A 25,737-nucleotide genomic window follows, 5' to 3' on the forward strand; every position below is an offset into this window, starting at 1 on the left:
GGGTGATTCAGTCGGTCGCGGGCTGTGGGGCGACCCAGCTCGCGAGCAGCCGGAGACCGTCGGCCGTGGGCGAGCCCGGCTCGACCTGGTACACGCAGAGCGTCTGCTCGGCGTCGCCGGGCACCTGGAACGACTCGTACGCGAACTCCAGGTCACCGGCGACCGGGTGGTGATAGGTCTTCGAGCCGTGGGTCCGGCGCAGCACGCGGTGGTCGTTCCACCAGCCGGTGAACTCGGGGCACTGCAACGTCAGCTCACCGACGAGATCAGCGAGCTGACGGTCGTTCGGGTATCGGCCGGCCTCGAGCCGCAGCATCGCGACGGTCTCGGCCGCGATCCGCTCCCAGTCGCCGACCCGCTCGCGCGCCTCGGGATCGAGCAGGTAGTACCGGGCGAGGTTGCGCCGCGTCGCCGGCATCGCGTCGAAGTCCGTCAGCACCGCGCGGGCGAGCCGGTTGGTCGCGAGCACGTCGGTCCGCCGCCCGAGGATGAACGCCGGCACGTGGTCGAGCGTCTGCAACATCAGGTACAGGCCGGACCGAACCCGCTGCGGACTCGCCGGAGTACGCCGGACCGGTGCTCGCCGGGTCAGGAGGTCGGTGAGGTGTTCCCGCTCGACCGCGTCGAGCTGCAGCGCGCGGGTCAGGGCATCGAGCACCTCCGTGGACGGGTTCCCGGCCCGTCCCTGCTCGAGCCGGGTGTAGTACTCCGTGCTGACACCCGCGAGTCGCGCCACCTCGTCGCGGCGCAACCCGGGGACACGGCGCTTGCGTCCGTCCTCGGGCAGCCCGGCGCGGTCGGGCGCGATCGCGGCCCGCCGCGAGCGGAGGAAGTCGGCGATCTCGGCACTACGTTCCATGCCACCAGTGTGATCGAGCGCCGGGACCGGTCCGGGCGGCTAGGTGGCCCTGCCAGTACCAGCCTTGCCGATGCCTGCCTGGACAAGGCCAGCTCGAGCGCCCCGAACGCCTTGTTCTGCTGGTGTTCTGGATGAGCGGACGGCAGTCGCCGGACGTCACCTCCCGAAAGGTACTCATCACATGTCTGTGCAAGCCGAAGCCAAGCCGCTCGCAGGCCGGGTAGCGGTCATCACCGGCGCCTCCAGCGGTATCGGCGAGAGCGCGGCCGAACATCTGGCCGCGCTCGGGGCGACCGTCGTCGTCGTGGCCCGGCGCGCCGATCGCCTGCGCGAACTGGTCGCCCGGATCGAGAAGGACGGCGGACAGGCCTTGGCGCTCGCCGTCGATGTCACCGACGCCGCCGCTGTCCAGGACGCGGCCGACCGGGTCGCCTCGGAGCTGGGCGGTGCCGACCTGCTCTTCAACAACGCCGGCGTCATGCTCCCGGCGCCGGTCGAGGAGCGCGCGACCGAGCAGTGGCAGCGCCAGATCGACCTCAACATCACGGGCCTGATGAACGCGATCGGCGCGTTCACACCCCAACTGGTCGCGGCCGCGGCCGAGCGGGGTGTGGCCGACCTGATCAACACGTCGTCGATCGCGGCGCAGAACATCTTCCCGAACTTCGCCGTCTACTCCGGTACGAAGGCCTACGTCAGCCACCTGTCCCGGCACCTCCGGGCCGAGCTCGGCCCGAAGAACGTCCGCGTGTCCGCGCTCGAACCAGGCATCGTCGGCACCGAACTGCAGAGCCACGTCACCGACGACGGCGCCCTGCAGTGGCTCGAAGGCTCGAAGCAGGCCATGGAGTGGCTGACCCCGGACGACATCGCACAGGCGGTCGGTTTCATCGCCACGCAGCCGCCCCGGGTCAACTTCCAGCAGCTCACGATCATGCCGACGGCTCAGACCAGCTGACGGCCACCCGTCGGCACCCGTTGCAGCCATTCGCTGACCAAGGCTCCGAACAACGCGGGCTGTTCGATCTGGAGGTTGTGGCCGGCGACGTCGAGCACGGCGTACGTGGCGCGTGGGTAGTGGGGGAGCAGGCCCCACAGGTCCTCGTACCCCGTCACGGCGTCCTGGCGGCCGCACACGATGAGGGACGGTCCGTCGTACGGCGGGCCGCTCTCCGGGGCCGTGGTCAACGCCCAGTTCTTCTGGATCCGCTCGAGCGCCGCCGTGTCGGCGATCGCGAGGCCGGGCGCGACGTCCGAGCGGTACGCGGCCAGGGCGGCGGCCGACTGCACGACGGCGAGATCGGTGAAGTCCTCGCCCTCGGTCAGTGATTCGAGCACGCCGGGCTCGGTCCGCAGGACGGCGTGCTCGGGCAGCACGCGGTCCTTGTGCCACAGGGTGCCGACCGGGCAGATGAGCCCGAGGCCGAGGACCTGCCGGGGCCGCTCGGCGACCAGGCCGCGAGCCAGATACCCGCCGTAGGACTCGCCGATCAGCAGGAACGGCTCGTCACCGATCTGCTCGTCGACGAACGCGCGGACCGCCGCCATGATGCCGTCCGAGCTGTCGATGTCACCGGCGGGGGACTGCCCCATGCCGGGCAGGTCCGGGTAGAGCCGGCGGTAGCCGGTGTGCTGGGTGAAGATCGGCTCCAGGCAGCCGGTCATCAGTCGGTGGTCCGGAGTCCAGCCGTGCAGGGCGAGGACGGGTACGCCATCGCCGACGGACACATGGTGCAGGGTCATGGGGGAAGTTGTAGCAACCCGCTCCGACAGTTTTAGAGTCACTCCATGGCCCGTCGCTCAGCACTCCCTTCCGTTCCCGATGCCGCTGTACTCCGTGCCCGCCTGGACCGCGCCCGTGACACCGCGGCCGGCACCGGTCTGGTGATCGCTCCCGGCTCGGACCTGCGCTACCTGATCGGTCAGCCGGGCGGCTCGTTCGAGCGCCTCACAGCCCTCGTGATCCCGGCCGACGGCGTCCCGGCCCTCGTCGTACCGAAGCTCGAGGCTCCCGGGTTCGAGGGGATCGCGCAGCTCGGCGTCGACATCGTCACGTGGGTGGACGGCGTCGACCCGTACAACCTCGCCGCCGAGCGACTCGGCGGTGCCGATCGCGTCGCGGTCAGCGACTTCACGCCGGCGCTCCATGTGCTGGGGATCCGCGACGCGCTGCCCAAGGCCGAGCAGGTGCTCGCCGGGCCGATCGTCCGTGAGCTGCGGATGCGCAAGGACACGGCCGAGATCGACGCGCTGCGGAAGGCGGGCGCGGCGATCGACCGCGTGCACGCCCGGGTCGGCGAGTGGCTGCGTCCCGGCCGGACCGAGGCCGAGGTCGGCGCCGACATCGCCGCCGCGATCGTCGTGGAAGGCCACACCGAGGCGGACTTCGTGATCGTCGGCAGCGGCCCGAACGGCGCGAGCCCGCACCACGCGCTCTCCGACCGGGTGATCGAGGCAGGCGACGTGGTGGTCGTCGACATCGGCGGTCCGGTGGCCGAGGGCTACAACTCGGACTCGACCCGCACGTACGCCGTCGGCACGCCGCGCGACGCCGACGTCGCCGCGACGTACGCCGTGCTGCAGGAGGCGCAGCAGGCGGCGGTGGACGCGGTGCGGCCGGGCGCGACCGCGGAGTCCATCGACGCCGCCGCTCGGGATGTCATCGCAGCGGCGGGGTTCGGCGACTACTTCATCCACCGCACCGGACACGGCATCGGTCTGGACGTCCACGAGGAGCCGTACATCGTTGCGGGCAACGCCCTGCCGCTGGAAGAAGGTATGGCGTTCAGTGTCGAGCCGGGCATCTACCAGGCCGGCCGCTGGGGTGCCCGGATCGAGGACATCGTCGTGGTGACGGCCGACGGCGTCGAGTCCATGAACAACCAGCCGCACGAGCTGGTCGTTCTGACCTAACCGGCCCGGAACGTCTTGCGGTAGGCGAGTGGGGAGACGCCCAGCTCGGACCGCAGGTGGTGTCGCAGCGAGGCCGCCGTACCGAGGCCGGCCTCCTCGGCGACGCGGTCGACCGACAGGTCGGTGGTCTCCAGCAGTTGGCACGCGTGCCGGACGCGCTGCTGCAGCAGCCACGTGCCGGGCGACTGGCCGGTCTCGGCCTTGAAACGACGGCTGAAGGTACGCACGCTCATCCGGGAGTGCTCCGCCATCGCCGCGAGGCTGATCTCCTCGCTGAGCCGCCCGAGTGCCCAGGCGCGCGTGGGCGACGTACCCTCGCTGCCTTCCTCGGGGACGGCGCGTTCGATGAACTGCGACTGGCCGCCGTCACGCCAGGGCGGTACGACGCAGTGCCGGGCGGCGCGGTTGGCGACCTCGCTGCCGAAGTCGCGGCGGATCAGGTGCAGGCAGAGGTCGACCCCCGCGGCCAGGCCGGCCGAGGTGAGGACGTCGCCGTCGTCGATGAACAGCCTGTCCTCGTCGAGCTTCACCTGCGGGTACACGCTGCGGAACAGCTCGGCCCGCCGCCAGTGCGTCGTCGCGGGCCGGCCGTCGAGGTAGCCGGCCGCGCCGAGGACGAACGCGCCGGTGCAGATCGAAGCGATCCGCGTCCCCGGCCGGATGGTCGCCAGCGCGGCGGCGAGGTCGTCGGGCAGCGTGCCCTCGTAGCGCGGCTGGGCGATGTAGGTTCCCGGCACGATCACGGTGTCCGCCGCGGCGAGCGCCTCGGGCCCGTGATCCGGCACGAGGCTGAAGCCGGCGCCCGCGCGGACGGGTCCGCCGAGTCCGCAGATGCGGACGTCGTACAACCGGGTGCCGTCGGCCTTGGTGGCGGCGCCGAGGACCGTCGGCGGGATGGTCAGGTCGAACCCGACGACGGGCTCGAGCGCGAGGACCGCGACCACGTGCGGCCCGACGGCGGCCAGGTGACGACTCATGGCCATATCTTGACACATGTTGTCTTTCTGGCCACTAGTTCGATGATGATCGAACCGCCACAGTAGTCGGGTGACGCAGATTCTGGAGACGCGAAGGACTCCCCGGGTGCATCTGGCCTGGGCAGTCGCTGTGGTCGGGTTCGTGACGCTGATCGGTGCGGCCGGGTTCCGGTCGGTGCCGAGTGTGCTGCTGGACCCGCTCCACGAGGAGTTCGGGTGGTCGCACGCGGCGATTTCCGCGGCGGTGTCGATCAACCTGCTGCTGTTCGGCGGCATCTCGCCGTTCGCGGCGGCGCTGATGGACCGGCTCGGGCTGCGGAAGGTGGTCAGCGGCGCGCTCGTACTGATCGCGCTGGGCAGCGGGCTGACGGTCTTCATGACCTCGTCCTGGCAGCTGCTGCTCTGCTGGGGACTCCTGGTCGGTGTCGGCACCGGGTCGATGTCGATGACCTTCGTCGCGACCATCACCGGCCGCTGGTTCGTGCAGCGCCGCGGTCTGGTGACGGGGATCCTGACCGCGGCCGGGGCGACCGGTCAGCTGATCTTCCTGCCGCTCATCGCGTCCCTGGCCTCGAACTACGGCTGGCGGGTGCCGGCGCTCGTGGCTGCCGGCGCGGCGCTGGCCGTCGTACCGCTGGTGCTGCTGTTCCTGCGGGACTACCCGAGCGACGTCGGGCTGCGCGCGTACGGCGCCCCGGAAGGTAGTACTGCGGGGCAGCGGGTGGAGACGACCGGTAGCAGTGCCATGCGAGCGCTCAACGCGCTGCGGATGGCGGCGCGGCGGCCGGCGTTCTGGATGCTGGCCGGGGGCTTCGCGATCTGCGGTGCGTCGACGAACGGTCTGGTCGGGACGCACTTCGTGACCGCGGCACACGACCACGGCATGCCGGCGACGACGGCCGCGTCGCTGCTGGCGCTGGTAGGCGTCTTCGACGTCGGCGGGACGATCTTCTCGGGGTACCTGACCGACCGCTGGGACCCGCGGTACCTGCTGATCGCCTACTACTCGCTGCGCGGGCTGTCGCTGCTGGTACTGCCGTCGCTGCTCGGGCCGACCGCCGCGCCGAGCACCTGGGTGTTCATCATCTTCTACGGACTCGACTGGGTCGCCACCGTGCCGCCGACGGTGGCGCTGTGCCGCGAATGGTTCGGCGAGGACGGGCCGATCGTGTTCGGCTGGGTGTTCGCGTCGCACCAGGTCGGCGCCGCGCTGGCCGCGACGGGTGCCGGCGCGATCCGGGACGCGCAGGGCAGCTACAACCTCGCGTGGTACCTGGCCGGCGGGCTCTGCGCCGCGGCCGCGCTGATGTCGGCGAGCATAGGACGCCGCCTCGTCGCTGCCTGATCCGTTCCGCTAGCCTCGATCTAGGTTGAGGTCGGAGGGATGGGCGATGGACATCGAGCCGGGTGAGCTGACGGTCGGGCAGCTGTCGCAGCGCAGCGGCGTCGCGATCTCGGCCCTGCACTTCTACGAGCGCCAAGGGCTGATCGTCAGCCGCCGTACGTCGGGGAACCAGCGCCGCTACAAGCGGGACACGTTGCGTCGGGTGGCGCTGGTCCGGATCGCCCAGCGGGTCGGCGTACCGCTCGCCGAGGTCGCCGCGATCCTCAAGCTGCTGCCGGAGAACCGGACGCCGACGCGCGCCGACTGGGAGCGCATCTCGGAGTGCTGGCAGGCCGAGCTCGACCGCCGCATCGTGCACCTCGAACAGCTCCGCGACGACTTCAAGGACTGCGTCGGCTGCGGCTGCCTGTCCCTGGATCGCTGTGCCCTCGCCAACCCGCACGACGCCCTCGCCTCGGCGGGACCGGGTCCACGCCGGTTGATGAGCCCGGCCGGCGAACCCTGCCATCCGGGCAAGTGCGCCTGATCCATCGCGGTTTTCCACAGGCACCGGACCGAGGCGAGCGAACTGGGGGTGCGGGCGTCTAGGGTCGTCGGCATGGGTGAGACCGACGCGACGCTGACGCTGACCGACGACCGGGCCAAGGTCGCCGGCGACCTGATCCGCGCGATCGCGGGGGACGACGCGCGGCTGCGACCCGATCAGGAGACCGCGGTCGCCGCGCTGTGCGAGGCGGCGGCGCGGGTCCTCGTGGTCCAGGCGACCGGCTGGGGCAAGTCTGCTGTGTACTGGGCGGCCACCGCGATCCGGCGGGCCGAGGGGTTCGGGCCGACGCTGGTGGTCTCGCCGTTGCTGTCGTTGATGCGTGACCAGGTGGCCGCGGCGAGTCGCGCCGCGCTGCGCGCGGCGACCCTCAACTCGAACAACATCGACGAGTGGTCGAGCATCGAGCACGACCTGCGCTCCGGCGCCGTCGACGTGCTGCTCGTGTCGCCGGAGCGGCTCGCCAACCCGGGCTTCGGCCGCCGCGTGCTGGACAGCCTGGCCGGGGAGATCGGTCTGCTGGTGATCGACGAGGCGCACGCGGTGTCGGACTGGGGTCACGACTTCCGGCCGGACTATCGCCGGGTCTCCGAGGTGCTGCAGCAGCTGAACCCGAAGACCCCGGTGCTGGCCACCACCGCGACCGCCAACTCGCGCGTGACGGAGGACGTCGCGAAGCAGCTCGGCGAGTCGACGCTGGTCCTGCGTGGTCCGCTGGCCCGCTCGAGTCTGCAGCTCGCGGTGGTGGATGCGCTGTCGCCGCTGGACCGGTTCGCGTGGGTCGTCGACGTGCTGCCGAAGCTTCCGGGCTCGGGCATCGTCTACGCGTTGACGGTGGCGGACGCGCAGCGGCTCGCCGGGGTGATCCAGGAGGTGCACGGGCGGGACGTGCCGGTCGCGGCGTACACAGGGCAGCTGGAGGCGGGGGAGCGGGAGAGCCTCGAGGACGCGCTGCGGGCGAACCAGCTGAAGGCGTTGATCGCGACGTCGGCGCTGGGCATGGGGTACGACAAGCCGGACCTCGGGTTCGTGGTGCACGTGGGGTCGCCGCCGTCGCCGGTGTCGTACTACCAGCAGGTCGGTCGCGCCGGGCGCGGGATCGACCACGCGGTGGTGGCGTTGTTGCCGTCCGATGCGGATTCCGGTGTGTGGGACTACTTCGCGACGGCCACCATCCCGGTCCCGGAGAACGTGCAGCGGCTGTTGCGGGCGCTGGAGGGCTACGGTCCGGACCAGCCGGCGTCGGTGCCGGCGCTCGAGGCCGAGACCGGGCTGCGGCGGACCCGTGTCGAGCTGATGCTGAAGCAGCTCGCGGTGGACGGGGTCGTCGAGCGGGTCGAGCGCGGATGGATCCGGACCGGTGCCGAGTGGACGTTCGACGCGGCGCACTACGACGGGATCGTGTCCGTGCGGCGACGCGAGGCCGACATCATGCGCGCCTACACCCGCGGTGATCGTTGTCTGATGCAACTTCTCCAGGAGTCGCTGGACGATCCCTCCGCGGAGCCCTGCGGGCGGTGCTCTGTGTGTCTGGGGGAGTTGCCGGAGCCGTTGGTGCCGCGCCCCGACCCGGAGACCGTCGCCACGATCACGCGGTCGCTGCGCGGCGAGGTGCATGTGCTGGAGCCGCGGAAGATGTGGCCGGGCGGCGCGTTCGGCGCGCGTGGGAAGATCCCACCCGGCTTGTCCGCCGAGCCGGGCCGCATCGTCGTGTACGCCGACGCGCCCGAGTGGCGCGAGGTGCTGCAGGGCGCGTTCAACGGCACACCGGTCCCGGACGCCGTCGAGGCACTGCAGGCCGGTGCTGTTGCGGCGCTGTCGCGCTGGCGTGGTTCGTGGTCGTCGCGGCCCGAGGTCGTCGTGCCGCTGGCTGCTGGGGGTCATCCTGACCTCACGTCCGCGATCGCCGATCACGTCGCCGGGGTCGGCCGGTTGGAGCGAGCCGAGCTGACGGTCAACCGCACCGGCTACACCGACGACCTCTCCTCGGCCGAGGAGGCCAAGGTCTGGCGCGACGGCATCGCGGTGGACGACGCCACCGCCCAGACCGTTGCCGGCCGCACAGTCCTCCTGTTGGTCGACTCCACGTCGTCCCAGTGGCCAGTCACAGTCGCCACAGCCAAACTCCGCGAAGCAGGCGCCGGCGCCGTACTACCACTCGTCATCCACAAACGTCCCTGAAACTCATGGCGTGTGGGAGTGCCAGGTGTTGAGGGTGTTGGTCCAGCTTTCGTTGGCGGCGAGGAGTTCTTTCAGGACTTCGGGGTGCTCCGCCGACAGGTCCTTGGTCTCCGTGGGGTCTTCTGCCAGGTTGTAGAGGTGGGTGCCGGGGGTTTGGGGGGCGCCTAGGTGTTCGGCGGGATTGAGGACCAGCTTCCAGGGGCCGCGGCGGACGGCTTGTTGGCCGGCGTACTCCCAGGTGAGGGTTCGGTCGGGGGAGTCGGCGGTGAAGAGTCGGATGCCGTCGATGTCCGCGGGGGCGGGGACGCCGGCGGCGGCGAGCACAGTGGGCAGCACGTCGATCATCATCGCGGGCTCGGCGGACGTCACGCCGGCGGGGAGTGTCGACGGCCAGGACCAGATGCCGGGGACGCGGATGCCGCCCTCGAACAGCGAGCCCTTGTGACCGCGCAGACCGCCGGTCGAGCCGCCCGCGTACGCGATCTCCTCGCCGCCGAGCCAGTTGCGTTCCTCGGCCGACGGACCGTTGTCGGACGAGAAGAAGATGATCGTGTCGTCGAGCCGCCCGGTCCGCTCCAGCACGTCGACGATCCGCCCGACGCCGTCGTCCACCCGGCTGATCATCGCGGCCATCACCTGCTTGTCCCACGGCAGGTGCGCGTACGCCGCCATCGCGTCGGCCGGCGCGTGCATCGGGTAGTGCGGCGCGTTGTAAGCCACATAGCAGAGGAACGGCTCGCGGACCTCGTCGATGAACTCCACTGCGCGGTCGGTGATCAGGTCGGTCAGGTACTCGCCGTTGTGCCAGACCTCGTCGTCGTCCGACCACAGGTCGTGCAACGGGTTCCGCACACCCCAGTACATGATGTGTGAGTAGTAGTCGACGCACCCGGCCCGGAACCCGAAGTGGTGGTCGAACCCGAAACGCAGCGGCGCCGACCCCGGCTCGACGCCCAGATGCCACTTCCCGAACACCGCCGTACGCCACCCCGCCGCCGACAACGCCGACGCGAGCGTGGACTGCGGCGGCAGCCCGTGCGTGTCCCGCCGGGCGCCGAGGATGGACTCGACCCCCGCGTGCGCCGGGTGCCGCCCGGTCAGCAGCGCGGCCCGCGACGGCGAGCACACGGGGGAGTTCGAGTACCAGTCGGTCATCCGTACGCCCCGCGCGGCGAGCGCGTCGAGGTGCGGCGTGCGGATGTCCGGGCTGCCGTAGCAGCCGAGGTCGCCCCAGCCCAGATCGTCGGTGTAGATGATCACGATGTTCGGACGGGGCACGCGTTACTCCTACCGGTCGACGGTGACGGACGCCTCCAGCAAGGATTTCAGATCCGCGAGCAGTAGCGGCCAGCCGTCCTGGATCATGGTCCGGATCGTGCTGCCGGGCTCGAAGCCGCTGTGGATCACGGTGAGCTTCACCTGGCCGTCGCCCGGCTCCAGCTCGAAGGTTGCCGTCGACAACGGCTCGCGGCTGATCTGCTCGTACGTCGCCTGGTCGATCTCGTACTTCGCGGCGAACTCGGGCGTCATGTGGTGCCACGTGTAGGACAGCCGTGTGTACGGCGTGTGCTCGACCACCACCTGCCCCGGTCCGGAGATCGTGACGTCGCCCTGGTGCCACACCATCTCGGAGCCGGGCTTCCAGTCGGTCTCGTGGTGCAGCTGCCAGTACTGCTCGGTGAACGCCGGGTCGGTCAGCGCCTGCCACAACCGCTCGGGCGTGGTCCGGATGTAGGTCGTGTACACGAAGTCGTTCATGTCGTCCTCCAAGGCCGTCTTCAGGTCGGCGAACAGTTGCACCCGCCGACGGTCGTACTGATGGATCCAGCGATCGGCGATGGCGTTGATCGGCTCCGCGTTGAGGTGGTGCAGCTTCTCGCGGCCGCGCCACACGGTGCTAACCAGATTCGCGCTCTCGAGGACGGCGAGGTGCTTGCTGACGGACTGCCGCGCCATGTCCAGCTCGGCGCACAGCTCCCGCAGCGTCTGCCCGTTGCGCGCGTTCAGCAGGTCGAGCAGCCGGCGCCGGCTCGGGTCGGCCAGCGCCCGGAACACCTCGTCGTCCATCGCACTCCGATCGCTTCAGGCAGCCGTCCGGCTGCCTTTCCAACATAGGCAGCCGAATGGCTGCATGTCAACCAAACCCGATTGACGCACCGGCGAGGATGGTCGCGTGGAGATCGAGAGCCTGGGATTCCGGACGGATCTGTTGCTGCTGGGCCTGGGCGGCAGCGAGGTGCACGACACCGGCGCGTACGTCGTGGCGCGGACGCCGGCCAATCCGGGCTTCTGGTGGGGCAACTTCCTGCTCTACCGCACGCCGTTCGCGCCGGGCGACGCGAAGCGCCGGATCGACGACTTCCGCCGCGAATTCCCGGAGGCGCAGCATGTCGCCCTGGGCGTCGACAGCACGGACGGCGAGGTCGGCGTGGAGGACGAGCTGACCGCGGCCGGTCTGACCGTCGAGCGCAGCGTGGTCATGACTGCCCGGCGAGTTGTCCCGCCGCAGCGGCCGAACGAGCAGTCGACGTACCGCTTCCTGAGCAGCGACGACGACTGGGAGCAGATGTACCACCACAACCTGGCGTGCGCGGACATGGAGGTTGACGCCGAGTACGAGGAGTTCACCCGGCGGAAGCTCGTGACGAATCGCGCGCGGGTCGACGCCGGCCACGGGAAGTGGTTCGGGGCGTTCGACGGGGACCGGCTGCAGAGTTCACTCGGCCTCATCTTCGACGGCAACGGCCTGGCCCGGTTCCAGAGCGTGCTGACGTCGCCGGAGGATCGCGGCCGGGGTCTCGCCGGCACTCTCGTCCACCACGCGTCGACGTACGGCCTGACCAGGGCGAAGACCCTCGTCATCGTCGCGGACCCGGACTACCTCGCGATCCGGATCTACCGTGCCGTGGGTTTCGCCGACGCGGAGACCCAGCTCCAGTTCATCCTGCCGCCCGCATGACAAAGTAGGGCGTATGAGTGAGGGACGGCGTGGGGTTGTGCTGGTCACCGGTGGAAGTCGCGGCATCGGCGCGGCGGCGTCGCTCGCGCTCGCGGCGGACGGCTGGGATGTCGGGGTCAACTACCGGACACAGGCCGACGAGGCCGCCGGGGTCGTGAAGGCCTGCGAGGAGCGCGGCGGGCGGGCGATCGCCGTGCAGGCCGACGTCGTCGAGGCGGATCAGATCGAGCGGCTGTTCGACACCGTGACCGCGGAGCTGGGCCCGATCGGTGCCGTGATCAACAATGCCGGCGTCGTGTCGCCGTCCGGGCGGGTCGCGGAGTACGACGCGGCGCGGCTCGACCGGGTGTTCCGGATCAACGCGATCAGCGCGTTCCTCGTGGCCGGCGCCGCGGTCCGCCGGATGTCCACGGCGTACGGCGGGACCGGCGGCGTCATCGTGAACATCTCCTCGCGTGCCGCGGTCCTCGGATCGGCCGGCGAGTACGTCGACTACGCGGCGAGCAAGGCCGCCGTCGACGCGCTCACCACGGGCCTGGCGAACGAGGTCGCGAAGGAAGGCGTCCGCGTGCTCGGCGTGCGGCCCGGACTGATCCAGACCGGCATCCACGAGCCCGGCCGCCTCGACCGGCTGGGTGCGACGCCGCCGCTGGCCCGCCCGGGGACGGCAGAGGAAGTGGCCGAGGTGATCGCGTTCCTCGCATCGCCGCGCTCGTCGTACATGACCGGCACCACCGTCGACGTGTCCGGCGGCCGGTGACGCGATGGGACTGCGCCCGGTGGACCTCGCGCGGCGGGCGGGGGTGTCGACCCAGCTCGTGCGCAACTACGAGGCGGCCGGGATCCTGCCGCCGGCGCCGCGCTCGGACACCGGGTACCGGCAGTACGGGCCCGAGCATGTGCAGGCGCTGCTGACCTACCGCGCGCTCGCACCGGGTTTCGGCGCGGAGACGGCCACGGAGATCATGCTCGCCGTCCACGACGGCGACGAGGCGCTGGCCTACCGGCTGGTCGACGCGGCCCACGCCGCACTGCACGAGCAACGACTCGCGACCGACGCCGCGAGTGAGGCGCTGGCCGCGCTGGCCGCGGAGTACGTCGACGAGCAGCCGGTGACCGGCCCGTCCTTGCTCGTGGGAGAGCTCGCGCACCGCCTGGGCATCCGTACGTCGGCCCTGCGGGTGTGGGAGGCGGCCGGTCTGCTCGCGCCGACGCGGGAGCCGGGGACGAAATACCGCCGCTACGGCCCGGAGCAGGTGCGGGACGCGCGGATCATCCACATGCTCCGCCAGGGCAGGTACTACTTCGAGCAGATCAAGCCGGTCCTCGACGGCCTGCGCCGGACCGGCAGCACCGACGCGCTGCGAACCGCGATCGCCGAGCGCCGCGCCGCCCACGACCGCCAGACCAGGGCGATGCTGTACGGCGCCGCGCTGCTGCACCAGCTGATCACTGATGGGGAACGGCAAGCCGGGTCGGCACCGTCCGCCCTCGCACTGTGACGAGGTCCGTCTGCCGCCACTGATCGGCCTCGGCCAGCGCCGCGTCGTCGACCGCGGTCATCGAGGCCATCAACCGGCCGGGCGCCGTCTTGGCCAGCTCGCTCAGCCGGGCGGCCTCGTTCACCGGGTCCCCGATCACGGTGTACTCGTGCCGCCGTACGTCGCCCACCGTGCCGGCCACTACGACCCCGGCCGTGACACCGATGCCCGCGGTTGCTTCCGGCAACTCGTCGGCGAGCCGGCGGGCCAGCTCGCGGCCTGCGGTGAGCGCGCTGCCTGCCGGGTCCGCCAGCTCGGCCGGCGCACCGAAGACGGCGAGCGCCGCGTCGCCGGCGAACTTGTTCACAAACCCGCCTTGGCGGTCCACCTCGGAGACCACGAGCGCGAAGAACCGGTTGAGCAGCTGCACGACCTCGGCCGGCGGCCGCTGCGCCGCCAGCTCGGTCGATCCGACCAGGTCCACGAACAGCACCGCGACGTACCGCTCCTCGCCGCCGAGGCTGTCGCTCGACAGGGCCTCCTGCACGACATCCGGCCCGACGTACCGGCCGAACACGTCCCGGATCCGCTCCCGCTCGCGCAAGCCTTCCGCCATCCGGTTGAAACCGGCCTGCAGCGACCCCAGCTCGGTGCCGTCGAACACCGGGATGCTCAGGTCCAGGCGTCCCTCGCCGATCAGGCTGAGCGCGTCCCGCACCGAGCGCACCGGCGCCACCACCGACTTCGCCGACAGCCAGGTCAGCAGGCACCCGTTGCCGAGCGCCACGATGCCGAGGGCAAGGATGACGACCGAGAGCCGGGTCGACGTGACGTCACCCTCGATCAGCGCGAGGATCGCGGCCAGCATCAGCCCGGCCACCGGGACACCCGAGCCGACCGCCCAGAAGAACACCATCCGCGCCTTCAGCCCGGCCGCCAGCAGCCGGCGCGGCGGCGGGGAATCGACCAGCGCCCGCGCCGCGACCGGGCGGAGCGCGAACTCGGTCAGCAGATACGAGACCGAGCAGGTGATGATCGTGCCGTCGACGACCGTCAGCGCGACGCGCAGCGCGTTCTCCGGCTGCAGGACCAGCGTCATCACGGTGAAGAACACCGCCGCGAGCATCCAGAGCAGCACCTCGATCAGCGTGAGTCGCAGCGGCAGCTGCAGGGTGGCGATCTGCTCGCGGCGACTGGCCGGGCGACCGAGGTCGATCCAGCGCGTCACGCGACGGGTCAGGCGGGTGCTCCAGACACAGCCGATCGCGACGGCGACCACGAAGTACGCCGGGATGACGATCGCGTCGACGAGCTGGAGCTGGTCGACCAGCGACGGCCCGGGCAGGACGAAGACCGCGAGCACGAACACGACGAGCGCGCCGATCAGGTTGGTGCCGATCGAGAACGTGGTCATCAGGATCTGCAGGCGGACCCGCAGCCGCCGCGGACTCTGGTCGGCCGGTCCGAGCAGCCAGGACCCGAACGGCCGCCGTTTCAGCACCAGCTCGGGACTTTGCTGGGACATCATGGACACAGTCTGCCGCGTCAGGACCGAACCAGGGTTTTGGCACGGTGGTGCGGCTGGCCCAGATTGGCCGTCCGAACCGGCCGGGACGTGGGTAATGTTCCCCGGACGCCTCACCTGCGGAGCTTCCTTTGACGTACGATCGCCACTCCTACGCCGAGCCGAACGTGGTTCGGACCACCCACCTCGAGCTCGACCTCGCGCTCGACTTCGACGAGAAAGTGCTGGCCGGCAGCGCCACGCACACGCTCGCCTGGACCGGTGCGACCGACCGGCTCGTCCTGGACACCCGAGATCTCACGGTGCTGGGTGTCGAGGGGGAGACCGCCGACGGCTGGGAGCCGCTGGAATACGGTCTCGCGGTGCCGGACCCGGAGCTCGGCTCCGCGCTGAGGATCCGGACCGCGGGTCATCCGCGGGTCAAGGTCAGCTACCGGACCGCCCCGACCGCGACCGGCCTGCAGTGGCTGGAGCCGGCGATGACGGCGGGCGGCGTGATGCCGTTCATGTTCAGCCAGTCGCAGGCGATCCACGCGCGCAGCTGGGTGCCGGTGCAGGACACGCCCGGCGTCCGGTTCAGCTACGCGGCGCACGTGACGGCGCCGCCGGAGCTGATGGTGCTGATGAGCGCCGACAACGGCACGACCTCCCGGCGTACCGGGTCGTACGACGTGGTGATGCCCGAGCCGATCCCGTCGTACCTGCTGGCGATCGCCGCGGGCGACCTGGTGTTCGAGCCGCTCGGCGAGCGGTCGGGCGTGTGGGCCGAGCCCGCGACGGTCCGCCGGGCGGCGACCGAGTTCTCGGACACCGAGGAGATGATGCGGGTCACCGAGGAACTCTTCGGCCCGTACCGCTGGGGTCGCTACGACCTGCTGGTGCTGCCGCCGTCGTTCCCGTACGGCGGCATGGAGAACCCGCGGATGACCTTCGCGACGCCGACCGTGGTGATCGGCGACAAGTCGCTGGTCAGCGTGATCGCGCACGAGCTCGCGCACAGCTGGTCGGGCAACCTGGTCACGCAGGACAGCTGGGACGACATCTGGCTCAACGAGGGCTTCACGTCGTACGTCGAGAACCGGATCGTCGAGGCCGTCTACGGGACCGAGTTCGCGGTGATGGAGACCGCGATCAAGCAGCACGCGACCGTGGTGAAGCTCGACCCGCTGACGCCGGCCGAGCTCGCGGTGGAGCTGCCGGGGCTGCACCACCGGTCCGAGTACCACGGCAAGACGTCGACAGGCCCGCTCAAGGGCTCGTGGTTCCTGTCCTGGCTGGAGCAGCGGTTCACGCGCGAGGTGTTCGACCCGTTCCTGCGCGGGTACTTCGACCGGTTCGCGTTCCGCAGCATCAACACCGACGACTTCGTCGAGCACCTGCGCGAGCACCTGGTCGCGCCCTCCCCGGGCGTGGTGAAGGAGCACGAGCTGGCGGCGTGGCTGTACGAGCCGGGCATTCCTGCCTTCGCGGAGCGGGCGGTGTCGGCGCGGTTCCAGGTCGTCGACGAGGCGCGCGGCCTGTGGTTGTCCACGGGCGAGCTGCCGCACGGCGCGGAGCGGTGGACGACGCAGGAGTGGCTGCGGTTCCTCGACGCGGCTCCGGACGTCCTGAGCCCGGTGCTGCTGCAGCAGCTCGACCGCGCGTTCGGCCTGACCGGCACGGCGAACGGCGAGATCGCGCGCCGCTGGTACCAGATCGTTGCCGCGAGCAGCTACGAGGCGGCGTACGCCGAGATGGCCGAGTTCCTCACCCGGGTCGGCCGGATGAAGCTCGTCCTCCCGGTCTACCAGGCCCTGGCCGGCACGGATCGGGCCTTCGCCGCGGAGGTCTTCGCCAAGGCCCGCCCCGGCTACCACCCGATCACCACCGCGGCGGTGCAGAAGATCCTCGGCCAGTAGCCCGGCCGGTGCCGGGCTCGTGCTGTACCGGCCGGCCGGGCTGCTAGAGGTCCAGCTTGCGGCGATGGGTCCGGTACTGCGGGCGGTAGCCGAGGCGGTCGTTGGTGCGGCGCATGGCCGTGTTGGTGTCGACCGTGTCGGTGCGCAGCCCGTCGAGATCGGGGAACCGGCGACGGGTCTCGTGGATCTGCGCGGCCTTCATCCACAGCGCGAGCCCGCGGCCGCGATGCTCGGGAAGGACGGCGGTGCCGTAGTGCTGCCCGTCGCCCTTCCCGTCACCCGGCACGACGACCTCGGTGAAGCCGGCGATGCGGCCCGAGCCGTCCACCGCCGCGACCACGGACAGGTGCTCGCCGCGTTGCGCGATCAGCTCCGCGGCGTACCTGGTCCGCTCGACGTCCCAGCGATCCACGGGTGTCTCGATCGATCCGGACGGAGCATCGTCCATCCCGGAGCGCGCGTCGGTGAAGGTCCGCACCAGGTCGTCCGGCGGGACGCCGTCCCACGACACCAGCCGGTAGCCGGGGACCTCGGGGACATCGGGTGTGGTTGTGGACAGGTCTAGCCGCGCGTAGATGAGCGTCAGGCCGATGCCGAATCCGCGCCGCTGGAGGAAGCGGTCGCCGACCGAGTCGACGTCGACGTCCGTGACGAGCGTCCGTACGTCGTGCTCGCGCGCGCCGTTGACGACCGCGCCGAGGAGCAGCGTCCCGATCCCGCGGCCGCGCTCGGCGGGGTGCACGGTGAGCTCCGTCTCGCCCAGGTGCGCGTGGGCCTTGCGGCTGTTCAGCCGGAGGAACGCCGAACCGACCGGCGTACCGTCGGGCTCCGCGGCCAGCCAGGCGATCCGGCGGCTGAACGGCTTGACGTCGGGGTCTGTCAGCGGAATCAGTCTGATGCTCAAGCCGTCAACATAACGCGGTTCCGGGATCAGGTGCCGCGCGGAGGGCGATCGGCTAGCGTGGCCCGCAGGCCGAACGGGGAGAGGAGCCCAGGGGTGGAGCAGTTGGACGACGAGGTGCGCGTCGTACGCACGATCGGTGCCGACCATGTCGCGCTCCGCGAGCAGGTCCTGGCGGAGCTGCGCCGGCGGATCGTGGACGGGGAGTACCGGGAGGGCGAGCGGCTGACCGAGACCCGGCTCGCGGATGACTTCGGCGTGTCCCGCAACCCGGTCCGGGAGGCGCTGCGCGTCGTCGAGGCCGAGGGCTTCGTGCAGATCCTGCCGCGGCGGGGCGCGGTCGTCGCGACGCTCGACGAGACCGCGGTGCGCGACCTGTTCGCCGTACGGCAGCAGCTCGAGACGCTCGCCGCCGGGCACGCGGCGGAGCGGGCGACGCCCGACGGCATCGCGATGCTGCGCCGGCTGGTCGAGGACGCGAACGCCGCCACGAAGGCCGGCGACTTCGACCGGGTCGCCGAGCTGAACAGCGCGTTCCACCGCGCCGTGATCGAGGTCAGCGGGAACCGCTGGCTGCTCTCGATCTCGGCCGCGATGTACCACCACGTGCATTGGGTCTTCCGCGTCGGCGCCGCCCAACGAGCACCCCATTCGTCCGAGGAACACGTCCGCCTGGTCGACGCCATCGAAGCCGGCGACGCCGAAGCCGCCACCGAAGCAGCCCGCCTACACGTCCAAGCCGCCGCCAAGGCCGCCCTCCACCGCACCTCCTGAGCTGCGGTCGGCGCGGTTAGCGGCCTACTGCATAGCCTTGCATGCCTCTTGGGTTTGCTGCGGCGGCTAGTACTCCGTCGGGTTCTTTGCGGACCGCGCACAGTCGGCCGAGGCTCCACGGGTCGGACTCGGTGACCACGTGGCCTCGCCTCGTCAGCTCGTCGAGGGCCGCCTGGCCGACCCGGCTCTCCACCACCAGTCCGCCGGGCTCCGACGTCCGCGGGTAGAACGACGACGGGAACCCGGTCGTGTGCCACGCCGGGGCATCGATCGCCTCCTGCAGATCCAGGCCGGCACCGAGATGCCGCAGCAGGAACAACAACTGCCACTGATCCTGCTGGTCACCCCCAGGCGACCCACACGCCATCACCGGCTCCCCGTCACGAAGCACGAGCGTCGGCGTGAGCGTGGTCCGCGGCCGCTTGCCGGGCGCGAGCGAGGCGGGCAGCCCGTCCTCCAGCCAGAACATCTGAGCCCGGCTACCAAGGCAGAACCCCAGCGAGGGAATCGTCGGCGACGACTGCAGCCAGCCTCCGCTCGGCGTCGCCGAGATCATGTTGCCCCAGCGGTCCACCACGTCCACATGACAGGTGTCACCACGCGTCTCGCCCACCGGGGAGACGGTCGGCTCCCCGGTCGTCGCATCGCCCGTCTCGTTGCCCGTGGCAATCGACGGCAGCCTCGGCGTCCGCCCGCCCGGACTGCCCGGACGAAGCTCCAGCGAGGCGTCCGCCCCGACCAGCTTCGCCCGCTCGGCGGCGTACGCGGGGGAGAGCAGCGTGTCGAGTGGCACCTCCGCACCATCGCCGTACCACGCCTCACGGTCGGCGTACGACAGCTTCATCACCTCGACCGTCGTGTGCACCCCCTCGGCGGTGTCGAGATCAACATCCCCGAGCTCAGCGAGGACGGCGAGCGACTGCAGCAGCCCCGGGCCCTGTCCCCACGGACCGGTCTTGGCGACCGTGTACCCGTTCCAGTCGTACGTCGCCGCGTCCTCCCAGCTCGCCTCGAACGCGGCCAGGTCATCGCCCGTGATCAGCCCGGCGTGGTCCGCGCCGCTGGAGTCCCGGTGCGGGATCCGCGAGAACGTGTCGATCGCCTCCGCGACGAACCCCTCCCGCCAGGTCGTCCGCGCCCGCTCGATCTGCGCCTGCCGATCCGCGCCGGCCGCCTCGCCCTCGGCGACGAGCTTCTCGAGCGTCGCGGCGTACGCCTCGTTCCTGAACCGCCCGGTCACCGGAGCGCCGTCCGCGAGCCAGAGCGCGGCGGACGTCGGCCAGTGCTCCTCGAAGAGCTGCTGCACGGTGGCGATGGTGTCGGCGATCCGCGGCACGAGCGGGTGCCCGTTGCGCGCGTACTCGATGGCCGGCTCGAGTACGACGCTCAGCGGCAGCGTGCCGTGATCGCGCAGCATGAGCAGCCACGCGTCCACAGCGCCGGGAACCGTGGCGGCGAGCGGACCCGAGCCGGGGACCAACGTCAGGCCGAGCGAGCGGTAGTGCTCGATGGTCGCACCGGCCGGCGCGACACCCTGACCGCACAGGACGCGCGGCGTCGGGTCGGCGGCGGTCGCGACGATGGCCGGCACCTCACCGCCGGGCCCGTTGAGGTGCGGCTCGACCACATGCAGCACGAACCCGGCCGCGGCGCCCGCGTCGAACGCGTTGCCGCCCAGCTCGAGGATCCGCATCGCCGACTGCGACGCCAGCCAGTGCGTGGACGAAACCATCCCGAACGTGCCGCGCAGCGTCGGCCGGGTGGTAAAACTCATCGAACGACTCCTTCAGTTGGTCGTACGTCGGGCCCGGTGCCGTCGTCCTGGACGAGGTGACAGGCGACCTGGTGTCCACCTTCTCCGATCGTCCGCCGTTCCGGGACGACCGTCCGGCATGTGTCCACCGCGACCGGGCAGCGGGTGTGGAAGCGGCAGCCCGGCGGCGGGTCGATCGCCGACGGGAGGTCGTCGCCCAGCAGGACCGGCCGGCGGGCGCGCTGCTCGGCAGGGTCGGGTACGGGCGCCGCGGACAGCAGCGCCTGCGTGTACGGGTGCGCCGGCTTCCCGAAGATCCGCGCTCGGGGTCCCTGCTCGACAAGCTGGCCCAGGTACATCACGGCGACCTCGTCCGCGAGGTACTCGACCGCGGACAGGTCGTGGGTGATGAACAGGCAGGCGAACCCGAGATCACGCTGCAGGTCGGCGAGCAGGTTGAGGACGGCGGCCTGCACCGAGACGTCCAGCGCGCTCGTCGGCTCGTCCGCGACGAGCAGCCGAGGCTCGGAGATCAACGCGCGGGCGATGCTGACCCGCTGCCGCTGACCGCCGGACAGTTCGTGCGGTGCCCGCTGCGCCACCTCGGGCCGGAGCCCGACCCGGCGCAGAGCCTCGGCGACCTTGGCGGAGATGTCCTTGCGGCGCATCAGGCGCAGCGGCTCGCCGACGATGTGCCCGACCGACAGCCGGGGATCGAGCGAACCGGCCGGGTCCTGGAACACGATCGACACGTCGCGACGGTGCGGCCGCAGCCGGCGGCGATCGAGATGCGTGATGTCGGCGCCGGCCACGCGCACGGTTCCGCCGGTCGGTTCGAGCAGCCGGACGATGCAGCGGCCGACCGTCGACTTGCCCGACCCGCTCTCGCCGACGAGCGCGACGACCGAACCCTGGCGGATCCGGAGGGTGACCCCGTCGACCGCACGGACCGGCCCGAAGTGCATGACGAGATCTTCCACTTCCAGGGCGGGCACCGACTCGCTTCGCTCGGCGGGATGTGAAGTGGCGTCCATCAGACCTCCACTGATTCGCGAACGGGGTTCCAGCAGGCGACCCGATGCGAGGCGTCGGTGAGCTGCGGCTGGGACGACGTACAGGTGTCGACCGCTCGCGGGCAGCGGTCGGCGAAGGTGCAGGCGTCGGGTTGCTCGGTGAGCACCGGCACCAGGCCGGGAATCTCGTTCAGCCGCTGGGATTCCGCGTGCCGGCCGGCCGCGGGCGAGGCGCCGAGCAGCCCGACCGTGTAAGGGTGCTGCGGGCGCGCGAACAGGTCGTGGACCTCGGCGGTCTCGACGACGCGCCCGGCGTACATCACCGCGACCCGGTCGGCGAGGTCGGCGACCACGCCGAGGTCGTGCGTGATCAGCACGATGCTGGTCCCGAGGCGTTCCCGCAGCCCGCGCAGGACGTCGAGGATGCCGGCCTGGATCGTCACGTCGAGGGCGGTGGTCGGCTCGTCAGCGATCAGGACCTTCGGGTCGCAGGCGACGGCCATCGCGATCATCACCCGTTGCCGCATGCCGCCGGACAGTTGATGCGGGTAGTCGCCGACACGTCGCTCGGCGGACGGGATGCCGACGAGCTTCAGCAGTTCGATCGCGCGGTCACGCGCCGCCTGACGGCCGAGGCCGACATGCGTGCGCAGTACCTCGCTGATCTGGTGGCCGACGGTGAAGACCGGGTTCAGCGAGGTCATCGGCTCCTGGAAGATGTACGCGACCTCGCGACCGCGGATCGACCGCAGTGTGCGCTTGTCGGCGCCGATCAGTTCGGTGCCGTCGAGTTCGACCGAGCCGTGGACGGTCGCGGTACGGGGGAGCAGACCGGCGATGCTCATCGCCGTGACGCTCTTGCCGCAGCCGGATTCGCCGACCACCGCGAGCACCTCGCCGTCCCCGACCTCGAACCCGACCCGGTCGACCGCCGACAACGGCCCGTCCTCGGTCCGGAACGTGACGGTCAGGTCCTTGACTGCCAGTACAGGTCTCATCGGCGGCTCGCCTTCGGGTCGAGGGCGTCGCGGAGGCTGTCGCCGACGATGTTGAACGCCAGCGTGAGCAGCATGATCGCGACACCGGGCATCACTGCGGCCCACGGCGCCCGGGACGCGAACTGCTGCGCGTCGGCGAGCATCGTGCCGAGGCTCGGGGCGGGCGGCTGGATCCCGAGGCCGAGGAACGACAGCACGGCCTCGCCGAGGATCGCCGCCGGGATGCCGACGGTGGCCTGGACGATGATCGCCGAACCTGCGTTCGGGAGGATGTGCCGGCCCAGCACCCAGGCGTCACCGGCGCCCTCGACGATCGCCGCGGCGACGAAGTCGAGCGATTTGAGCCGCAGTGTCTCGGACCGGACGATCCGGATCATGCCGGGGATCTGGGCGATACCGATCGCGATCGCCGCGTTGCCGAGGCTCGCGCCGCGGATCGCGGCGAGCCCGACGGCGAGGATCAGGAACGGGAACGCCAGCACCAGGTCGGTGAGCCGGGAGATCAGGGCGTCGATCGTCCGGAAGTACCCGGCGATCAGCCCCAGCGGCACGCCGACCACCAGGGAGAACGCGACCGCGAGCACACCGACATGCAACGACGCGCGCAGCCCGAACATGATCCGGGAGAGCACGTCGCGGCCGAGATCGTCGGTGCCGAGCAGGTAGCCGACGGTGCCGGGCGGGGCGAACGCGCGGTCGAGATGGTTCTGGGTCGGTTCGTGCGGCGCGAGCCAGTTCGCGAACACGGCCAGGAACACCGCGAGCGCCAGCACTGCTAGCCCGGTCAGCGCGAGTGGGTTGTGCAGGATGCGGCGCACCACCCGGCGGCGGTTGCTGCGGAGCGGAGCCGTGGTCACGGCATCCGCCATGTCGGCGACGGCCATCACGCCTCACCTCGCACGCGGATCCGCGGATCGATCACGGAGTACAGCAGGTCGACCAGCAGGTTGATCACGATGTACGCCGTGGCGGTCACCAGCACGACCGCCTGGATGACGGGGTAGTCGCGCTGGAAGACCGCGTCGACGGTGAGCTTGCCGAATCCGGGCAGGGCGAAGATCCGTTCGGTGACGACCGCTCCGGAGATGAGCGCGCCGAGTTGGAGGCCGACGATCGTGACGACCACGATCAGGCTGTTGCGCAGGGCATGTTTTCCGACGACCGCCTTGGGGGAGAGGCCTTTGGCTTCGGCCGTCCGGATGTAGTCGGCGGACAGGGCGTCGAGCATCGATGATCGCGTCTGGCGCATGATCACCGCGGCCAGTCCGGTGCCGAGGATCACCGCCGGGAGGATCAGGTGGTGGAGGTTGGCCACCGGGTCGCTGAAGAACGGCACGAAACCCGACGCGGGGAAGAGGCCGAGGGCAACGGACAGGTACAGGATCGCCATCAGCCCGAGCCAGAAGTGCGGCACCGACAGTCCTAGCAGTGCTAGCGCGTTCGCGGCCCACTCCGCCGGGCGCCCGCGCCGTACGGCGGCCACCACGCCGGCGCCGACGCCGATCACGCTGGCGATCAGGATCGCCAGCACCGACAGCTCGATCGTCACCGGCAACGCGCTGACGATCATCGACCGCACCGGGGCACCGGTCCGGATCGATTGCCCCAGGTCACCGCGCGCCGCGTGGCTGACGAACTGCCAGAACTGCACGATCCACGACTGGTCCAGCCCGTACTGCTGCCGGATCGCCCGCAACGACTCCGGATCGCGGTCCTCCCCGGCCAGCGCCAGCGCCGGGTCCCCGGGCAACGCCCGCACCCCGGCGAACACCACGATCGTCGCAAGCACGAGCGTCACCGCGGACTGCCACAGCCGATTGAGCAGGTACCGCCTCACTTCGCGAATCCTGCGAAGGCGGTGCGGATCACGCCGTCGGGATAGACCTGGATGCCGAGCAGCTTCTTCGAGACGCCGGTCAGGTTGCGCTGGCGGTACATGTAGATGATCGGGTCGTCCTGCTGCAGCTTGCTGACCACGTCGCCGTACAGCTTGACGCGCTGCGCCTGGTCGGTGGCCTGGCGGGCGTCGGTGAGGAGCTTGTCGACGTCGGGGTTGCTGTAGCCGGAGACGTTCTGGCTGCCGGTGGTGCCGACGAAGTTGTAGATGTTCGCGTCCGGGTCGACACGGCCCGACCAGCCGAGCTGCAGCAGCTCGAAGTCACCGCGATCCTGCTGGTCCAGCAGCGCCGCGTACTCGACGGGCTTGATGACCAGGTCGAAGCCGCCGTCCTTCACCATGCCCTGCAGCGCCTGCGCGAGCCGCAGGCTGTCGGGGTTGTTGGAGGTGATCATCTCGACCTTGTACGGCGTGCTCACGCCGGCGTCGGCGAGCAACTGCTTGGCCTTCGCGGGATCGTGCGGCGGGCACACCTGCGCCGCGTCGGAGGTGAACTCGCTCTTCGGTGACACCGGCGAGCAGGCGACCGTGTTGAGCCCGTTGAAGATCGACTTCACCAGCGCGTCGCGGTCGATCGAGAGGGCCAGCGCCTGCCTGACCTTCGGATCCTTGGCGATCGGGGTGTCCAGCGGCTTGAGCGGGTTGCCGATGCCGTTGGCGTTCCCGATGTTGATCGTCAGGCCCTGGTACCCGAGTGACTGCGACTGCAGCACGCTGACGCTGGAGTCCTTCTGCAGGGTCGGCGCGTCCTGCGACGAGAGGGAGTCCGCGACCTGTGCGTCGCCGGACTTCAGGTTCGCCGAGCGGATGCTGGAGTCGGTGATGATCCGGTACTCGATCGCGTCCAGGTGCACCTTGGCGGCGTTGTAGTACTGCGGGTCCTTGACGACCTTGATCGAGTTCTGCGCGACCCGGCTGGCGAACTTGAACGGACCCACGCACACCGGCGCGTTCGAGAAGTTGGCACCGAGCTTCGCGACGGCAGCGGGGCTGAGCACCATGCCGGCCCGGTCGGCGAGCGCCGCGGTGAGCGGGGCGAACGGCTTCGACAGCTTGATGACCACGGTCTTGGCGTCCGGGGTCTCGATCGACGTGATCGGGCCGAGCTCGCTCTTGCGGGCCGAGCCGGCCAGCGTGAGGTCCCGGTTCAGCGAGATCTTCACGGCGTTCGCATCGAAGGCGCCGCCGTCGGCGAACTTCACGCCTTCCTTGAGCGGGATCGTCAGGCTGAGCCCGTCGGAGGAGATGGTCGGCAACGCGGTCGCGAGCTGCGGCACCACCTTCGCGTCCGGCCCGAGGTCGTACAGCTTCTCGCACATCGTGTGGAAGACGTAGCGCGAGTACAGACTGCGCGACAGCGTCGGGTCGAGCTTGTCCGGGTCGGCCGACAGCGCGACCGTCAGCGTTCCGCCCTGCTTCACCTGCGCCGGGTCGGCCGCGTCACCGAACACGTCCTGTCCGGCGGCGCTCGACTGGCCGCCGCCGGACTGGTCGCCGTCGCCGGCCGGCTCCACCGGCGAGCAGGCGGTTCCGACGAGGGCCAGCGCGACGAACGCCGCGCCGGCCCCAGCGACGCTGCGGCGGCGGGCGCTCGGGATGAAACGGTTCAGTGACAGTCGACGAGTCATCACGTGCTCCTAGTAGGCGGGGTACTGTCGACTGTTTCATGTATACAACCGGGGTGCGCAAGTGATTCGGCGAGTTTGACTGAACCTTTTA

General features: G+C 70.7%; 23 protein-coding genes. 10 read left to right on the top strand and 13 right to left on the bottom strand.

Features of this window, described 5'->3' with window-relative positions:
• Nucleotides 1-7: 7 nt before the first annotated feature.
• Nucleotides 8-859 carry a helix-turn-helix transcriptional regulator gene (locus tag ABZW60_RS25570; protein WP_355480829.1) on the bottom strand — a complete coding sequence of 284 codons (852 nt, stop codon included), beginning with the start codon at nucleotides 857-859 and terminating at the stop codon, nucleotides 8-10.
• A 181-nt stretch (nucleotides 860-1,040) separates the two neighbouring features.
• Here ABZW60_RS25570 and ABZW60_RS25575 point away from each other — a divergent pair, with 181 nt between their 5' ends.
• Complete coding sequence (locus tag ABZW60_RS25575; RefSeq protein ID WP_355480831.1) at nucleotides 1,041-1,817, top strand: SDR family oxidoreductase; 777 nt, start codon at nucleotides 1,041-1,043, stop codon at nucleotides 1,815-1,817.
• Here the strand turns inward: ABZW60_RS25575 and ABZW60_RS25580 are convergent.
• Entirely contained in the window at nucleotides 1,805-2,602 is a 798-nt protein-coding gene (locus tag ABZW60_RS25580; protein ID WP_355480832.1) for an alpha/beta hydrolase, read from the bottom strand. The genes ABZW60_RS25575 and ABZW60_RS25580 overlap by 13 nt on opposite strands.
• A 45-nt stretch (nucleotides 2,603-2,647) precedes the next feature.
• On the opposite strand from ABZW60_RS25580, the gene ABZW60_RS25585 reads away from it, so the two are divergent.
• On the top strand, nucleotides 2,648-3,772 hold the full coding sequence (locus ABZW60_RS25585) for a Xaa-Pro peptidase family protein (RefSeq protein ID WP_355480834.1): 1,125 nt from the start codon (nucleotides 2,648-2,650) through the stop codon (nucleotides 3,770-3,772).
• On the opposite strand, the gene ABZW60_RS25590 is transcribed toward ABZW60_RS25585, so the two are convergent.
• The gene (locus ABZW60_RS25590; protein WP_355480836.1) at nucleotides 3,769-4,749 is read right to left on the bottom strand and encodes a helix-turn-helix domain-containing protein; all 981 of its coding nucleotides are present in this window, start codon (nucleotides 4,747-4,749) and stop codon (nucleotides 3,769-3,771) included. The genes ABZW60_RS25585 and ABZW60_RS25590 overlap by 4 nt on opposite strands.
• A gap of 70 nt (nucleotides 4,750-4,819) precedes the next feature.
• On the opposite strand from ABZW60_RS25590, the gene ABZW60_RS25595 reads away from it, so the two are divergent.
• From ABZW60_RS25595 to ABZW60_RS25605, 3 genes are all read left to right on the top strand, one after another.
• Entirely contained in the window at nucleotides 4,820-6,094 is a 1,275-nt protein-coding gene (locus tag ABZW60_RS25595) for an MFS transporter (RefSeq protein WP_355480838.1), read from the top strand.
• A gap of 46 nt (nucleotides 6,095-6,140) precedes the next feature.
• The gene (gene soxR / locus ABZW60_RS25600; RefSeq protein WP_355480840.1) at nucleotides 6,141-6,620 is read left to right on the top strand and encodes a redox-sensitive transcriptional activator SoxR; all 480 of its coding nucleotides are present in this window, start codon (nucleotides 6,141-6,143) and stop codon (nucleotides 6,618-6,620) included.
• A 72-nt stretch (nucleotides 6,621-6,692) separates the two neighbouring features.
• Entirely contained in the window at nucleotides 6,693-8,819 is a 2,127-nt protein-coding gene (locus ABZW60_RS25605; protein WP_355480842.1) for a DEAD/DEAH box helicase, read from the top strand.
• Nucleotides 8,820-8,822: 3 nt separating this feature from the next.
• On the opposite strand, the gene ABZW60_RS25610 is transcribed toward ABZW60_RS25605, so the two are convergent.
• Together ABZW60_RS25610 and ABZW60_RS25615 are read right to left on the bottom strand one after the other, a co-directional pair.
• Complete coding sequence (locus tag ABZW60_RS25610; protein WP_355480844.1) at nucleotides 8,823-10,097, bottom strand: sulfatase-like hydrolase/transferase; 1,275 nt, start codon at nucleotides 10,095-10,097, stop codon at nucleotides 8,823-8,825.
• Nucleotides 10,098-10,106: 9 nt separating this feature from the next.
• Nucleotides 10,107-10,886: a metalloregulator ArsR/SmtB family transcription factor gene (locus tag ABZW60_RS25615; protein WP_355480846.1), complete on the bottom strand. Its 780-nt coding sequence runs from the start codon at nucleotides 10,884-10,886 to the stop codon at nucleotides 10,107-10,109.
• 106 nt (nucleotides 10,887-10,992) lie between these two features.
• On the opposite strand from ABZW60_RS25615, the gene ABZW60_RS25620 reads away from it, so the two are divergent.
• From ABZW60_RS25620 to ABZW60_RS25630, 3 genes are read left to right on the top strand one after another with little or no spacing between them, the layout of a single operon-like run.
• Nucleotides 10,993-11,778, top strand: a complete 786-nt coding sequence (locus ABZW60_RS25620; protein ID WP_355480848.1) for a GNAT family N-acetyltransferase — start codon at nucleotides 10,993-10,995, stop codon at nucleotides 11,776-11,778.
• Nucleotides 11,779-11,791: 13 nt separating this feature from the next.
• Nucleotides 11,792-12,538: an SDR family oxidoreductase gene (locus tag ABZW60_RS25625; protein ID WP_355480850.1), complete on the top strand. Its 747-nt coding sequence runs from the start codon at nucleotides 11,792-11,794 to the stop codon at nucleotides 12,536-12,538.
• Nucleotides 12,539-12,542: 4 nt separating this feature from the next.
• Nucleotides 12,543-13,280, top strand: a complete 738-nt coding sequence (locus ABZW60_RS25630; protein ID WP_355480852.1) for a TioE family transcriptional regulator — start codon at nucleotides 12,543-12,545, stop codon at nucleotides 13,278-13,280.
• On the opposite strand, the gene ABZW60_RS25635 is transcribed toward ABZW60_RS25630, so the two are convergent.
• Nucleotides 13,228-14,787, bottom strand: a complete 1,560-nt coding sequence (locus ABZW60_RS25635) for an adenylate/guanylate cyclase domain-containing protein (protein ID WP_355480854.1) — start codon at nucleotides 14,785-14,787, stop codon at nucleotides 13,228-13,230. The genes ABZW60_RS25630 and ABZW60_RS25635 overlap by 53 nt on opposite strands.
• A gap of 128 nt (nucleotides 14,788-14,915) precedes the next feature.
• Here ABZW60_RS25635 and ABZW60_RS25640 point away from each other — a divergent pair, with 128 nt between their 5' ends.
• Nucleotides 14,916-16,682, top strand: a complete 1,767-nt coding sequence (locus ABZW60_RS25640; RefSeq protein ID WP_355480856.1) for a M1 family metallopeptidase — start codon at nucleotides 14,916-14,918, stop codon at nucleotides 16,680-16,682.
• Between the two features lie 43 nt (nucleotides 16,683-16,725).
• Here the strand turns inward: ABZW60_RS25640 and ABZW60_RS25645 are convergent, their stop codons facing one another.
• Nucleotides 16,726-17,586, bottom strand: a complete 861-nt coding sequence (locus tag ABZW60_RS25645; RefSeq protein ID WP_355480858.1) for a GNAT family N-acetyltransferase — start codon at nucleotides 17,584-17,586, stop codon at nucleotides 16,726-16,728.
• 93 nt (nucleotides 17,587-17,679) lie between these two features.
• Here ABZW60_RS25645 and ABZW60_RS25650 point away from each other — a divergent pair, with 93 nt between their 5' ends.
• Nucleotides 17,680-18,357 carry a GntR family transcriptional regulator gene (locus tag ABZW60_RS25650; protein ID WP_355480859.1) on the top strand — a complete coding sequence of 226 codons (678 nt, stop codon included), beginning with the start codon at nucleotides 17,680-17,682 and terminating at the stop codon, nucleotides 18,355-18,357.
• A 16-nt stretch (nucleotides 18,358-18,373) separates the two neighbouring features.
• Here ABZW60_RS25650 and ABZW60_RS25655 read toward each other — a convergent pair whose 3' ends face one another.
• The 6 genes from ABZW60_RS25655 to ABZW60_RS25680 are packed head-to-tail and all read right to left on the bottom strand — an operon-like array spanning nucleotide 18,374 to nucleotide 25,646.
• Nucleotides 18,374-20,131, bottom strand: coding sequence for a gamma-glutamyltransferase (locus ABZW60_RS25655; RefSeq protein WP_355480861.1), 1,758 nt, complete (start codon nucleotides 20,129-20,131; stop codon nucleotides 18,374-18,376).
• The gene (locus ABZW60_RS25660; protein WP_355480863.1) at nucleotides 20,128-21,144 is read right to left on the bottom strand and encodes an ABC transporter ATP-binding protein; all 1,017 of its coding nucleotides are present in this window, start codon (nucleotides 21,142-21,144) and stop codon (nucleotides 20,128-20,130) included. The genes ABZW60_RS25655 and ABZW60_RS25660 overlap by 4 nt, the downstream gene beginning before the upstream one ends.
• On the bottom strand, nucleotides 21,144-22,121 hold the full coding sequence (locus ABZW60_RS25665) for an ABC transporter ATP-binding protein (RefSeq protein ID WP_355480865.1): 978 nt from the start codon (nucleotides 22,119-22,121) through the stop codon (nucleotides 21,144-21,146). Before ABZW60_RS25665 ends, ABZW60_RS25660 begins: the two co-directional genes overlap by 1 nt.
• Nucleotides 22,118-23,005: an ABC transporter permease gene (locus ABZW60_RS25670; protein ID WP_355480867.1), complete on the bottom strand. Its 888-nt coding sequence runs from the start codon at nucleotides 23,003-23,005 to the stop codon at nucleotides 22,118-22,120. Before ABZW60_RS25670 ends, ABZW60_RS25665 begins: the two co-directional genes overlap by 4 nt.
• A complete protein-coding gene (locus ABZW60_RS25675; RefSeq protein WP_355480869.1) occupies nucleotides 23,005-23,958 on the bottom strand; it encodes an ABC transporter permease in 954 nt (317 codons plus the stop codon). The genes ABZW60_RS25670 and ABZW60_RS25675 overlap by 1 nt, the downstream gene beginning before the upstream one ends.
• Entirely contained in the window at nucleotides 23,955-25,646 is a 1,692-nt protein-coding gene (locus ABZW60_RS25680; protein WP_355480871.1) for an ABC transporter substrate-binding protein, read from the bottom strand. The genes ABZW60_RS25675 and ABZW60_RS25680 overlap by 4 nt, the downstream gene beginning before the upstream one ends.
• Nucleotides 25,647-25,737 lie beyond the last annotated feature (91 nt).

It is taken from the genome of Kribbella sp. NPDC003557 (genome assembly GCF_040610805.1).
Classification (GTDB): Bacteria; Actinomycetota; Actinomycetes; order Propionibacteriales; family Kribbellaceae; genus Kribbella.